Raw genomic sequence first — 13,190 nt, forward strand, 5'->3', positions numbered from 1 at the left:
GGTTGGCGGAAGCGGGCCACGGTGTCGGTTGCGCTCCGTACAGTGGGCGAAGCAGAACGCACACGCCACGGGGGAGCGCGCACCTATGACGCAGACCGAGCAGCCGTACCCGGTTTCCGAACTCCTGGCCGCCGTGCAGGCGGAGATCCGGGCAGAACGTCGCGACGACGCCAAGGACGCGGAGAAGGCGGCGCTGTCGGACGGGCGGCAGGTATCCGTATCGGAAGGGCGGTACGAGTACCTCTTCGGCTGCCGCAGGTGGCCGGCATCCTTTGACGGCAGTCCCGTCCTCGTACGCCCCTCCCAGGCGCGCGGTGCCTGGATTCCCGGCGAGGCGTCCCCGATGCCGGACGGGAAGGTCAGGCTGGTACTGGCCGAGGGCCTGGCAGCCGGAGTGCGCAACGTGCAGGTGCGGAAGGACGATTCGGCAGGCCTGCTGGTACTTGCGGAGCGCCTGGAGGCGGCAGGTTCGGACGACGGTGGCATCCGGGTCGAGAGCGCCGGGTGGATCGTCGGACAAGGAACACCGGCGGTGGGCCGGGCAGCGGACCCCGAACGGTGGGTGGCCGACTGGCACGGGCTGAAGCTCAACCCCCGCCAGCGGACCGCCGTTGCGCAGGCCCTCGCGAGCGAGGTGCTGTTCCTCTGGGGGCCGCCGGGAACCGGGAAGACGGACGTCGTCGGCCACATCGTGGAGGGCAACGTCCGCCAAGGGCACAACGTCCTGTTCCTGGCGCCGACGAAGGTCGCCGTCGACCAAGCCCTGGAGCGGATCTGCGACCTCCTGAAGGCGGAGGCGGGCTTCGCCGAGGGCCTCGTCCAGCGGGCCGGGGAGATCGAACTGCCGTCGCTGCGCGAGCGGTACGGAGATTTCGTCGCCCCGGCCCGGATCGCGGGTCGGCTCTCGGCGCAGCTGGACGCGGCGGCGCGGGAGGCGCGGGAGGCCCTCCAGCGGGCCCGCGCCGGTGTCGCCCTGCACGACGAAGCCCGGGAACTGGAGCAGCACCTCGCCGACGATCGGAAAGCCCACCAGGGCGCGGTAGATGCGGCCGGGAACGCGGAACGGGACGCCCTGCGGGCGGAGGCCGAAGCGGCTCGGCTGCGGTTGGCCATCGGCGAGGTGGGGGAACCGAAGGGCTTCCGCGCCGGGCGAAAGGAGAAGCAGCTCGCTGTACTGCGGGAGGAACTCGCCCAGGCTACTGAGGCCGCCTTCACATCTCAGTACATCGGAGCGGCCGCCCGGAAGCAGGCAGAGGAACTGGCCGCCCGGATCAGCACGACCAGTGGGCGCCTCGCGGGTCTCCGGCCCCGACTCGAAGGTCTTCCTGCGCACGCGGCACTGGTTCGCGAGGCCGCAAACCTGCAGGAGGCCATCCAGGAGCTCGACCGGCAGCTCGCCCGCATCCAGCACACCGTACGGTCCCGGTGCCGGGTCATGGGGGCAACGGTGGCCAAGGCGGTTCAGTCGCGCAAGCTGCTCGACCGGGTGGACGTCGTGGTGGTCGATGAGGCGGGCATGGTGGATCTGCCCTCGGCCTGGCTGGCCGCCGGTCTGGCGGGCAAGCGGATCGTCGTGGCGGGCGACTTCCGGCAGTTGCCCGCAGTCACCAAGGGGGACGGCGATCGGAAGGCCACGGAGGATGAGCGCATGCATGCGCGGCACTGGGCCGCCCGGGACGCCTTCCATGCGGCCGGCCTGGTGGGCGGGAACGGCTCCGTTCGTCAGGATTCACGCCTGGTGGCGCTGGACACCCAGTACCGCATGCGCGAGCCGATCTGCCGACTGGTCAACGCCGTCGCCTATCCCGACGCCCCGCTTGCCACCGGCCGCGCTGACGGCAGCCGGATCCCGTCCAACCCGTTGGTCGACGTCCCCGTGATCCTCATCGACACCTCCAAGCAGCGCATCCCGGGCCCTGACTACCGGGCCAACACCGTCAACGAGGCCGTCGTCCACGAGCTCGTCCGCGGCCTCCAGTACGAGGGGGTGCTCCCCGGCCGTAAGTGGGAAAGGGGCGAGAGCGGCGCGGGGGAGCGGGCGACCGACCGGCTGGCGGTCATCGCGCCCTATCGCGCGCAGGTCAAAGCGCTGAAGGGAAGCCTGAAGTACCGGTTCGGAGAGGACTATGAGGGGCTGGTCGACACCATTCACCGGTTCCAGGGCAGTCAGCGCCCGATCGTCATCTTCGACACCGCCGTCGGTGCCGGAAAGGACCCGGGCATCTTCTACGCCGGGACCGGTCTCTCCTCCCAGACCTGTCGCCTGCTGAACGTTGCGCTCAGTCGGGCCCAGGACCACCTCATCGTCGTCGCTGACGTCGAGCATCTGCGGAAGCACCTCAGCGTGCACAGCGAGGCCCGGGCCATGCTCGACCACCTGGAGCGCCATGCCCAGGTGATCTCGGCCGACCAGCTGATCCCGACGCGGGACGCGGCTCAGCTCTCGGTTCTGTCCGAGGAGGAGTTGGCGCGGCCGGCCTTCTTCCCTGCCGATGAGGTGCAGAAGGCCGTGGAGTGGGACATCGCGCGGGCCCGGACCAGTATCGAGGTCTACTGCGCCTTCCTCGATCCGGCGCCGGTGCGCCGCTGGTCGGCGCTGCTGGGCGCCCGCGTGGCCGACGGTGTGCGTGTCGTCGTCCACACCCGGTCACCGGAGGAGCAACGGGAGGCGGCCGGAGCGGCCCGTCACCAGAAGCAGATCGACATTCTCCGGGCGGCCGGCTGCCAGGTGGGTTTCCGTGAACGGATGCACGAGAAGGTCCTCATCCTCGACAGCAGCGTGCTCTGGCACGGCTCGCTCAACCTGCTCGCGGGCAGCGGGCCGACCGACCTGATGATGCGCTTCACGGACCCCGCATCCTGCGAACGGGTCAGCCGGGTCATCGACCGGGCCCGCAAGGAGCGGGCAGCATGGAACCCGCGAGCTGCCGGCGGAAGCACCAACAGCACGAGGCCCGCTTCGTCCGAGCCCACTGAGCCCGGTGCGACCGATGCGGCGAGGATCCGGCCCGGGGACACCGTCAACGGACGGCTCTACCTCAAGGTCCCTTTCGGGGAGAAGAACGAGGCCAAGTCACTCCTCAAGGCCCAGTGGGACGGGCTGAACCGGCTCTGGCACGTCGACGCCGCGCGGGTCACCCGGGAGCAGGCAGCCCGCTGGCTGCCGTGAGAACAGGACACGAGCATCTGGGCGTTCCCGTCCTGCCAGGGCAACTTGTGGCACCTTACTGAGAGCTGACACGATTTCAGTCAGGCATCCCTCCGGGCGTTGCGGACAGGACATCGCCGGGGAGGCACGGAGAGGGGACGGGATGGCACGGGTGAACCTGCGGGCCGCGTTCATGAGCGGGCTGTCGTCCACCGTCACGGCGCAACAGGTCTTCACCAACCGGGTCGACGAAGTGGCTGCCTTCAAGCGGTCGGTGGAGGGCCTGCGCCGGATCCTGGACGAGGCCGATGTCTCGCCGGTCGTGGACCGGGCGCAGGGGCGCCGCAACGTTCTGACCCTCTACGGGGTCGGCGGCATAGGAAAGACGACGCTTTCCCACGAGCTTGAGCGCCGACTGCTCGCCGATGCTGCGGCCGAAGGGCGCGACGACGTCGTGACCGTACGGGTCGATGTCTCGGAGGACGGCGCCTGCGACATCGAGGGCCTGCTGCTGCGTCTTCGGTCCGGACTGGGACAACTGGGCAGCCGCTGGCCCGCCTTCGACCTGGCGCTCGCCTCGTACTGGGCCCGTGCCCACCCCGGGGAGGCCCTCCAGGACTTCCTCGATGCCTCACCGGCCCTGCGCCGAGCCTCCCGCAGCATCGGGCTCGGCGAGCAGATCTCGGAGACCGTGAGGGAGGTCGACCCCGCAGGGATCGGCGGTCTGACCGGGTTGGCGCAGCGCGCGGCCCTGGCCACCTATCGCGCCGTCCGGGACCGGGTCCGCGAGGGACGCCTGCTCGCCGACTGTGAGCTGTTCCCCGAACTGATCGAGGCCGATGCCGACTACGAGACGCTCTCGTACTTCCCGTACCTGCTGGCCTGGGACCTGGACCACCTGTCCTTGCGGGGCCGACCGGCCCGGCGACCCACGGTGTGCGTGTTCCTCGACACCTTCGAGGTGGTCAACGGCAGCGCCGATCGCGCGGTGGAGCGCCTGATCCAGCGCTGTGTCTACCTGATGCCCAACGTACTGTTCGTGATCACCGGCCGAAACCGCATCGACTGGGCCGACGCGGGCGTGGGCGGTGAGCTGGACTTCACTGGTCCGCAGCACTGGCCGAACCTGCACTTCAGCAACGACACCGTCGAGCCCCGCCAGCACCTTGTCGGCTACCTTTCGGAGTCCGACGCCAACAGCTACCTCAGCGAGGCGCTCACCAGGGACGGCGAGCCCGCCATGCCCGCCGAGGTCCGTCGGCGGATCATCGCGGGCGGCCAGGGTCTGCCCCTGTATCTGGACCTGTCGGTGTCGCACTTCGCCGCGCTCCTCGCCCGCGGCGGGCAGCCGTCAGCGGCAGACTTCGGCGGATCGTTCACCGCGGTGGCCACCCGGTCGATCCGCGACCTGCCACGGGAGGAACGCGACCTCGTCCGCACCGCGGCGCTCACCGACCGGGTCGGCGCCGATCTGCTGCGGGCCGGACAACCCAACGTCTCCGACGGCAGCGTGGCCCGGTTCCTACGCCGACCGTTCCTGACACACGACGACGCCTACGTCCTGCCGTACGCGCTGCACGCGGCGCTTCGCCACGCCATCGGCGAGGCGGACCGGACACTCCCGGACGGCTGGTCCGACCGCGACCGCAGCGAGGCCGCGGCCCGGCTGCTCGCCTGGCTCGGCGAGCGTCTCGGACCGTCCTCCGGCCGGGCCGCCATCGCCCAGGCTCTTGAGTCCGGCCTCAAGCTCTCGGCGGAGCACGGGGTCTTCGCCGACTGGATGGCCCGCGCCACGCAACGCCTCGTCGAAGCAGGGCAGTGGTCGGAGCTGGGTGCCGGCCTTCCCGCCGAACGGGCCGGGACGCCGGAGTACCGGGCCGTTCTCGCCGCCATACGGGGTGTCCAACTGCGCCGCACGGGCCACGCCACGCGGGCGGTCGAGCTGCTCGGCAGCGCGGCGGAGGGCGTGCGGCAGGGCAGTCCGACGGCGCAGCTGGTGCAGGTCCACCTCGCCCACGCGCTGCGTAACCACGGCGACTACACCAGGGCGGCGGAGATCTACCGTGCCCTGGTGGGCGGCGAGTTCGACTCCGTGGCCCGGTACTGGCTCTGCGACTTCGACTACCTCAACGGGCGTTTCTGCACGGCGCTGGGTTCGCTGCGGGAGCAGCGCAGCCGCGGGCCGGAGGACGAGGGCGAACGGCTGCGGCTGATCGGGCACATCTGGCGGGTGAACGCCCGCTTCGACGAGGCGACCGCCGTATACGCCGAGGCGATCGACCTGGCCCGACGCGAGGGACTGGCCGCCGCAGAAGCGAAGGCATTGGCCAACCTGGCGCAGACCGCCTGCTGGTCCGGCGACACGGCTGTGGTGTCGGACGCGGCGGCCCGCGCACGGGACCTGCTGGACCTGGTGCCCAATCCGGTCGAACTGGTCAAGATCCGCTCCGCCGAGGCGGTCGCACACGCGGTGGCGGGTGACGTCGGAGCGGCGGTGAACGCGGTCGGGGGCACCCGGCGGCTGGCGGACGACATCAGCTATCGCGGCGGCCACAACCTGGCCGATGTGGCCCAGATCCTGCTCAGGGTCCTCGACGGCGACCACAACGGCGCCCGCCGCACGCGCGCCGAACTCGATGCGCGAACCCGCAGGTCGGGCGGCAACACCTACTGGGTCCCGATCGTGACCAGCTGGATCGACGGTGTTCCGCAAGCCGTGGAGCACGACCCGCGGGTCGAATGGGTCGACGGTCCGGCCGTGTCGCTGGGCCGGTGGGCCGAGGTGGCCGCGCAACGATGAGACACGAAGGCCCGGGGCTCGGGACAGCCGTCGGACAAGGGGAAGAGATCTCATGACCGATCCGGTGTGCGTCGAGCCGGTACGTGTCGGCCTGGTCGGAGTCGGCATCATCGCCGAGACCCACCTTGCCGTCCTGGCCGAACGAGACGATGTGGCCCTGGAGTTCACGGTCGACTCACGCCCGGTTGAGCCGGTGGAGTTCCGGGGCACCACGCCGCCTCACTACGGCAGCCTCACCCGGGCGCTCGACGCACACCAGCCGGACCTGGTGGTCCTCGCCACCCCCACGGAGACACACGCCGAGCTGGCGATCCTGGCCCTCCTTCATTCAACAGCCAGAGTGCTCGTGGAGAAGCCTCTCGTCCATGACCTCGACTCCCTCACGGGGCTGCGCGAGCTGGATGGGAAGGCCGACGTGCAGAACCGCGTGTTCACCGCGCATCACTTCGCTTTCTCCCCCGAGGTCGACTGGGCGGCGGAGTTGCTCGCCGCGAACCCGGACTGGGGGCCGATCACGGCCGTCACCTCGGCCTTCTACGACCCCTACGTCCTCCGCGGCACAGAAGCCTTCGCTTCGTACGTCTCCAGCTGGATGGACTCCGGGGTGAACCAACTCAGCATGCTCACCCGCTTCGTGGACCTCACCGGACTCACCTCCTTCCAGCAGGTGGACGGTGGCGCGAGCGCGTGGTGCACGGTGGGATTCCGCTCCCGGGGCGAGGCCGGCACCGCCCGGCTGCGAAGCAGCTGGCTGACCGGCTCCAGCAGCAAGGAGAGCAGCTTGGTGCTCGGCCGCTCCGGTGTGGAGGTCTGGATCGACCACACCGCTATGACCGGATTCGCCGCCAGGGGCGGTGAGTTGCTGGCAGCCTTCGGCAACGACGGCCGGACCGCGCGAAAGGTTGCCCACTACCGCCCGCTCTACGCCAGCCTGCTCTCCGGCCGGCCCGATCCGGTTCTCGGGTTCGACGCCGCGGCGACGATCACGGCGATCCATCACGCGGTGCCGGAGGCTCGGTAGGCACCGGGCTGGCGGCTCGTTCAGGAGCCTCAGTGAACGATCCCTGACCTGGGAAGACAGCGGCAGGCGGGTGGAAAGGCCCGGTTCGGACGAATGTCCGGACCGGGCCTTTTGCGAGTGTGCCGGCGTGGGCTGAAGGTTGAGTGGGGCGAACTGATGGTCGGATGAGCTGATTGACAGTCTGCAAAACCATCAGTCATGCTGACTTTCAAGAATGGTGATGCACAGAGAGGGTGGCAGCTCATGGGGCACCGGTACGCGTTCCTCTTCCCCGGGCAGGGCAGCCAGCACGTGGGCATGGGGGCCGACCTGTACGAGCGGTCGCCCTTCTTCGGACAAGTGCTGCGACGGGCCGGGGCGATGGTCGGGCAGGACATCGAGGAGGCGGTGCTGGTCGGTCCGGCCGAACGGCTGACCGAGACGGTGCCGACCCAGTTGTCCGTGCTGGCGCTGTCCTGCGCGCTGACGGCCGAGTTGGACCTGCTCGGGCTGGCGCCGGCCGTGGTGGCCGGGCACAGCCTGGGGGAGTACTCGGCGCTGGTGGCGGGCGGCTGGCTCGACCTGGACGACACGTTGGTGGTGGTCGCCAACCGGGCGGCCGAGATGGCGGACTGCTGTGTCGCCACGCCGGGGGCGATGGCCGCCGTGCTGGGGATGGACCCGGCGACGGTGCGGATGGCCGCCGCCGAGATGTCCGGCACGGTGGTGGTCGCCAACGCCAACAGCCCGCGCCAGTCGGTGGTTTCCGGGGAGAGCGAGGCCGTCCGGCTGCTGTCCGCGGTGCTGCTGGAGCGGGGCGCCAAGACGGTGATCCCGTTGGAGGTGCACGGAGCCTTCCACTCGCCGCTGATGGCGCAGGCGGAGGACCGGCTGGCCCCGCTGATCGCCGACCTGCCGCTGCACGCCGGCCACACCCCGCTGATCAGCAGCATGACCGGCCAGTTGGTCACCGACCTCGCTTCCTACCGCCGGCTGCTGGCCCGTCAGATCGCCGCCCCCGTGGAGTGGGTCGGCGTGATGGAGACCTTGCGCGCGGAGGCCGTGGACACCTGCATCGAGGTCGGCCCCGGCACCGTACTGCGCGGCCTGCTGCGGCAGTTCGACCGCAAGGCGGTCTCCGCGTCCTGCGCCGGCTGGGGCGACGCGATGGCACTCACCGTGGGCGACGAGCACCTGTTGGTCGCCTAGGACCTGGCCCGACCGGCCGTAAAGAGCACCGAGCACCGACCACTGCACCGACCGAGAGGGACAAGGAGAGCGCGATGCGTCGAGTCGCGATCACGGGCCTGGGGGTCCTGGCCCCCAATGGCATCGGAAAGAAGAACTTCGCCGAAGGCCTCTGGGAGGGCCGCAACGGCGTCTCCCGCATCGGCTCCTTCGATGCCGCGGGATTCAACTCGCAGATCGCCGGCCAGTTGCCGCCGGTGGTCCTGCCCGGCAGCCCGGCCGAGGAGCCGGACGGCGACGACCGGGTGGTCCGGATCGCCCTGGCCGCCGCGTACGAGGCGATGGCCGACGCCGGACTGGACGGACCGGGCGACGTCGACCCGTTCCGCACCGGTGTGGTGATCGCCAACGCGATCGGCGGCACCAAGTTCATGACCGAGCACTTCCCGGGCCTGACGGCGGGCGGCACCGGCCCGATCGACGTGGCCGCCGCGCATCGCCGGCTGCACCTGTCCGCGACCTTCAACACCCCGACCGCCGCGGTCGCCGACGCCTTCGGCCTGTACGGCCCGGCGGTCACCCTGACCACCGGCTGCACCGGCGGCAACGACGCGGTCGGCTTCGCCTTCGATGCCATCCGGCGCGGCGACGCCGACGTGATGGTGGCCGGCGCCGCCGAGGCCCCGATCACCCCGTTCGTGGTCGCCTGCTTCGACGTGATCGGCGCGCTGTCGGTGCGCAACGACGACCCGGAGCACGCCTCCCGCCCGTTCGACCGGTTCCGGGACGGCTTCGTGCTGGCTGAGGGCGCGGGCATCGCGGTGCTGGAGGAGTGGGAGCACGCCCGCGAGCGCGGCGCCGTGATCCTCGGCGAGGTGCTCGGTTTCGGCAGCAGTGCCAACGCCTTCCACATGACCGACCTGGCCGAGCACGGCACCGACCTCGCCCGCTCCTTCCAACTCGCTCTGGATGACGCGAAGTTGCCCGCCGAGCGGATCGGCTACGTGAACGCCCACGGCTCCTCGACGCCGCAGAACGACGTCTGCGAGACCAACGCCGTCAAGCTGGTGCTCGGCGAGCAGGCGTACCGGACGCCGGTCAGCTCGATCAAGTCGATGGTCGGCCACGCGCTGGCCGCCGCCAACGCCCTGGAGTTCGTGGCCTGCGTGCTCGCGCTGAACGAGCACCGGCTGCCGCCCACCGTCAACCACGTCGAGCCCGGCGAGCACTGCGACCTCGACTACATCCCGAACACCGCCCGCGAGGCGACCGTGGACGCCATCGCCAGCCTCTCCAGCGGCTTCGGCGGCATCCACTCGACGGTCGTCCTCGGCCGCGCCTGAGCCACCCGACGGAAAGAGAGGACACGAGATGCGCAAGGTCGTCATCACCGGGGTGGGGCTGGCTCTCCCGGGCGCCCGCACCACCGAGCAGTTCTGGGACCTGGTCGGCGCGGCCCGCCCGGCGGTCGCCGAGATCGACCGCTTCCCGACCGAGCCGTACACCGCGCACCGCGCGGGCGTCGCCGGGGACGAGGCGGTCGCCTCGATCCCGCTGCGGCTGCGCAAGCGGATGGACCGCTTCTGCCAACTGGCCCTGGTCGCCGCGCAGGACGCGCTGGCCGCCGCCGGCCTGGACCCGGCCGAGGCCCCCGAGGGGGTCGGCGTCTACCTGGGCAACATGTACGGCGGCTGGGAGATCACCGAGGAGAGCATGCGCCGGCTCTGCCAGGTCGGCTACACCGGCGTCAGCCCGTACATCGCCTCGGCCTGGTTCCCCACCGCGCCGCAGGGCCAGATCAGCATCAAGTGGGGGATCAAGGGCTTCTCCAAGACCGTCGCGGCGGACACCGCCAGCGCCGCCGTGGCGATCGGCTACGCGGTGCGGGCGATCGCCGAGGGCCGCGCGGAGGCGATGCTGGCCGGCGGCGCCGAGGCGCCGGTCACGCCGTACACCTACACCTTCTGCGAGACCAGCGGGCGGCTCACCCCGGGCGACTACCGGCCGTTCGGCGCCGGGGCGGACGGCTACCTGGTGGGCGAGGGCGCGGTGGTCTTCACCCTGGAGTCCGAGGAGAGCGCCAGGGCGCGCGGCGCCGAGATCCTCGCCGAGGTCGCCGGGTTCGCCGCCGGGCACGCCGGCTCGGACCAGGTCTTCGGCCGCACCGGCACCGACGTGCTGACCCACGTGGCGCAGACCGCGCTGAAGGAGGCCGAGGTCGCCCCGCAGGACCTCGACCTGATCGCCCTGGACGCGCAGGGCACCGTCTACGCCGACGCCGGCGAGGTCCGGGCGGTGGCGGACCTGCTCGGGGCGGGCGCGGTCGACCAGGTGCCGTGCACCACCGTCAAGCCGGTCACCGGCCACCTGCTCGGCGCGGCCCCGGCCGTGGACCTGCTGGCCGCGCTGCTGGCGATCCGCAACGGAGCGGTGCCGCCGGTGGCCGGGATCACCGCGGGGGAGCGGGAGGCGACCGAGCTGGACCTGATCGTCGACGCCCCCCGGGTGCGGCCGGTGCGCACCGCGCTGGTCAACGCGCGCGGCGCGGACGGCACCGTGGCGGCCCTGGTGCTGCGCGGGCCCGCCGCCGAGAAGAACTGACTTACAAAATCAACGAACTGACCATCGTCAGAAAAGCGATCACAACCAGTCGAGGGAGAACCTGAGATGAGCACCCAGACCCTGTCCACCTTCGACCGGCTCAAGGCCGTGCTGGTCGAACTCGGCATCGAGGCCGAGGAGATCGTCCCGGAGGCGCAGCTGCGCGCCGATCTGGACATCGACTCCGCCGAACTGGTCGAGACCGTCGCCTCGTTGGTGGGCGGCCAGGCCCCCGACGGCAAGGCGCTGAAGAACGTCCGTACGGTCGCCCAGCTGGTCGAGTTCCTGGACGGCCGGATCTGAACCGCGGCTCGCCTGCCCGCGCGGTGGGCGAGACCTTCGACAGGCGAAGAGAGGAGGCGTGATGTCAGAGCACGAGGGCCCACCGCCCGCGGTGCCCGGGCTCCGGCTGATCGACCTGAGCGTCATCGTCCAGGACACCCCGAGCGAGGCGACCCCGGTCGAGGTCGAGGTCCTCGACCACGAGACCGGCGCCGTCGTGCTCGGACTCGGTCCGGACGCGTTCCCGGACGGCATGGCGGTCTCCAGCGAGACCGTCACGCTGACCACCCACACCGGGACGCACATGGACGCGCCCCTGCACTACGGGCCGCAGTCCGGCGGCGCGCCCGCGAAGAGCATCGACCAGGTCCCGCTGGAGTGGTGCTACGGGCCGGGCGTGCGCCTGGACGTCCGCCATGTGCCGATCGGCAGCGCGATCACGGTGGATCAGCTGATCGCCGCGCTGGACGAGGCCGAGCACGAACTGGCCCCGGGCGACATCGTGTTGCTCTGGACCGGCGCCTCGAAGCACTGGGGCACCGCGGAGTACCTCACCGAGTACGCCGGCCTCTCCGGGAAGGGCACCGCCTTCCTGGTGGAGCGCGGGGTCAAGGTGATCGGCATCGACGCCTGGGGGCTCGACCGCCCGATGGCCGCGATGGTCGAGGAGTACCACCGCACCGGTGACCGCGAGGTCCTGTGGCCCGCCCACATCTACGGGCGGATCAGTGAGTACCTGCAGCTGGAGAAGCTCAACCGGCTGGAGGAACTGCCCGGGCCCACCGGCTTCATGGTGACCTGCTTCCCGGTCGCCGTGGCGGGCGCGGGCGCCGGCTGGACCAGGGTGGTCGCGATGGTCGGCCCGACCGGGCAGGCCCCCGCGCAGCCCGCCGGTCCCGCCCGGCGCGCCGCAGAGCCGGACGGGCGAGAGGCGGACTGAGCCGTGGTGGTCCGCTTGGGGGTCGACGTCTCGGACGTCGCGGACTGGGCGGTACGGCTGCGGCGCACCCCGCAGGTGGCCGCGGTGGCGTTCACCGAGCGCGAGCTCGCCGCCACCGCGGCCGACCCGCGTGCGCTCACCGAGGTGTGGGCGCTCAAGGAGGCCGTGCTCAAGGCGCTCGGGACGGGCTTCGACGGGATCGGCTGGCGCGGGATCGAGGTGGCGCCGCCCGGTGGCGGGGTCCGGGTGGTCCGGATCGCGGGCGGCCGCCACCCGCCGGGCTTTCCCCGGGTGTTGCGCGGCGCGGTGCGGGAGGTCGGGGGTTCGGTGCTGGCGGCGGTGGTCGCCGCCCCGGGCCTCGGCCACCGCCCACCGCCGCGGCTGCGCGCCGCCCTGGTGGCCGTCCCGGGCGGCCTGCCGCGCCGGGAGCGGCAGCGGGCCCACTCGGCGGCCGCCCGGCTGGCCGGACGGCGGGCCTGGGAGGCACTGTGCGCGGGCGTAGGCCGGACGGCCGCAGGGACCTGCTGGGGCCGTACCGAGGCGGGCGCGCCGGTGCTGCGCACGGTGGACGGGCTGCGCGTCCCGGTGGCACTGGCCCACGGCGCCGGGCTGGCGGCCGCGCTGGTGGCGCTGCCCGTTGCCCGGGTGCCGTACGAGGCCGGGGACGACGGGGCCGGGGACAACCGGCCCGGCGATTCGGGCCGGGGGTCTGGAAAATCATCTCTAGAGCTGACTATCATCGCGCATGACAATCTGCTCAAGGAGGTGACGGTCCATGCCTGAGACCGCGGACACCGCCACGGCCCGGCTGCCCGAGCCCGGCACCGGCCGGCTGCTGCGCCTGGCGGCCGACCGGTTCTCCGACCGGCTGGCCGGGGCGCTCGCGGACCGCGGCGTGCGGCCCAAGGACCACGCCGTGCTGGCCACCCTGGTGGCCCAGGGCCCCAGCGCCCAGCAGGCCCTCGGTGAACAGCTCGGGATCGACCGGACCAGCATGGTCGGGCTGATCGACCAGCTGGAGGAGCAGGGTTGGGTGGTCCGCCGGCGCAACCCGGCCGATCGGCGCGCCTACCGGATCGAACTGACCGAGCCGGGCGTCCGGCTCGCCGCCGAACTCGCCGCGCTGGAACGGCAGGTGGACGAGGACCTGCTGGCCGGCCTGGCCGCCGCGGACCGCGGTGCGCTGGGGCGGCTGCTCGACCTGCTGGCGGCATGACGAAGGCCCGGCGCA

General features: G+C 71.8%; 10 protein-coding genes. All 10 read left to right on the forward strand.

The features are described from left to right. The first annotated feature begins 85 nt into the window (after window positions 1-85). The 10 genes from ACIRYZ_RS25115 to ACIRYZ_RS25160 all read left to right on the forward strand — a co-directional run bounded on the left by ACIRYZ_RS25115 (window position 86) and on the right by ACIRYZ_RS25160 (window position 13,175). On the forward strand, window positions 86-3,169 hold the full coding sequence (locus ACIRYZ_RS25115; protein ID WP_402947887.1) for an AAA domain-containing protein: 3,084 nt from the start codon (window positions 86-88) through the stop codon (window positions 3,167-3,169). Window positions 3,170-3,311: 142 nt separating this feature from the next. Beyond that, window positions 3,312-5,948 (forward strand): tetratricopeptide repeat protein, encoded by a 2,637-nt coding sequence (locus ACIRYZ_RS25120; protein ID WP_402947890.1) that lies wholly within the window; start codon window positions 3,312-3,314, stop codon window positions 5,946-5,948. Between the two features lie 52 nt (window positions 5,949-6,000). Then, a complete protein-coding gene (locus ACIRYZ_RS25125; RefSeq protein ID WP_402947892.1) occupies window positions 6,001-6,969 on the forward strand; it encodes a Gfo/Idh/MocA family protein in 969 nt (322 codons plus the stop codon). Between the two features lie 243 nt (window positions 6,970-7,212). Further along, window positions 7,213-8,157, forward strand: a complete 945-nt coding sequence (locus ACIRYZ_RS25130; RefSeq protein WP_402947895.1) for an ACP S-malonyltransferase — start codon at window positions 7,213-7,215, stop codon at window positions 8,155-8,157. Window positions 8,158-8,231: 74 nt separating this feature from the next. Further along, window positions 8,232-9,479: a beta-ketoacyl-[acyl-carrier-protein] synthase family protein gene (locus ACIRYZ_RS25135; RefSeq protein WP_402947897.1), complete on the forward strand. Its 1,248-nt coding sequence runs from the start codon at window positions 8,232-8,234 to the stop codon at window positions 9,477-9,479. A 28-nt stretch (window positions 9,480-9,507) separates the two neighbouring features. Beyond that, entirely contained in the window at window positions 9,508-10,737 is a 1,230-nt protein-coding gene (locus ACIRYZ_RS25140; RefSeq protein ID WP_402947900.1) for a beta-ketoacyl-[acyl-carrier-protein] synthase family protein, read from the forward strand. 66 nt (window positions 10,738-10,803) lie between these two features. After that, entirely contained in the window at window positions 10,804-11,040 is a 237-nt protein-coding gene (locus ACIRYZ_RS25145) for a phosphopantetheine-binding protein (RefSeq protein ID WP_350743348.1), read from the forward strand. Window positions 11,041-11,101: 61 nt separating this feature from the next. Then, on the forward strand, window positions 11,102-11,959 hold the full coding sequence (locus tag ACIRYZ_RS25150) for a cyclase family protein (RefSeq protein WP_402947902.1): 858 nt from the start codon (window positions 11,102-11,104) through the stop codon (window positions 11,957-11,959). A 3-nt stretch (window positions 11,960-11,962) separates the two neighbouring features. Further along, entirely contained in the window at window positions 11,963-12,742 is a 780-nt protein-coding gene (locus ACIRYZ_RS25155; protein ID WP_402947905.1) for a 4'-phosphopantetheinyl transferase superfamily protein, read from the forward strand. After that, a complete protein-coding gene (locus tag ACIRYZ_RS25160) occupies window positions 12,735-13,175 on the forward strand; it encodes a MarR family winged helix-turn-helix transcriptional regulator (protein ID WP_402947907.1) in 441 nt (146 codons plus the stop codon). Before ACIRYZ_RS25155 ends, ACIRYZ_RS25160 begins: the two co-directional genes overlap by 8 nt. Window positions 13,176-13,190 lie beyond the last annotated feature (15 nt).

It is taken from the genome of Kitasatospora sp. NPDC101155, assembly GCF_044768305.1.
Taxonomy (GTDB): Bacteria; Actinomycetota; Actinomycetes; order Streptomycetales; family Streptomycetaceae; genus Kitasatospora.

Coding starts and splice junctions, on each gene's coding strand:
- ACIRYZ_RS25135 (WP_402947897.1), top strand. CDS start 8,232: ATGCGTCGAGTCGCGATCACGGGCCTGGGGGTCCTGGCCCCCAATGGC.
- ACIRYZ_RS25130 (WP_402947895.1), top strand. CDS start 7,213: ATGGGGCACCGGTACGCGTTCCTCTTCCCCGGGCAGGGCAGCCAGCAC.
- ACIRYZ_RS25140 (WP_402947900.1), top strand. CDS start 9,508: ATGCGCAAGGTCGTCATCACCGGGGTGGGGCTGGCTCTCCCGGGCGCC.
- ACIRYZ_RS25125 (WP_402947892.1), top strand. CDS start 6,001: ATGACCGATCCGGTGTGCGTCGAGCCGGTACGTGTCGGCCTGGTCGGA.
- ACIRYZ_RS25120 (WP_402947890.1), top strand. CDS start 3,312: ATGGCACGGGTGAACCTGCGGGCCGCGTTCATGAGCGGGCTGTCGTCC.
- ACIRYZ_RS25160 (WP_402947907.1), top strand. CDS start 12,735: ATGCCTGAGACCGCGGACACCGCCACGGCCCGGCTGCCCGAGCCCGGC.
- ACIRYZ_RS25115 (WP_402947887.1), top strand. CDS start 86: ATGACGCAGACCGAGCAGCCGTACCCGGTTTCCGAACTCCTGGCCGCC.
- ACIRYZ_RS25150 (WP_402947902.1), top strand. CDS start 11,102: ATGTCAGAGCACGAGGGCCCACCGCCCGCGGTGCCCGGGCTCCGGCTG.
- ACIRYZ_RS25145 (WP_350743348.1), top strand. CDS start 10,804: ATGAGCACCCAGACCCTGTCCACCTTCGACCGGCTCAAGGCCGTGCTG.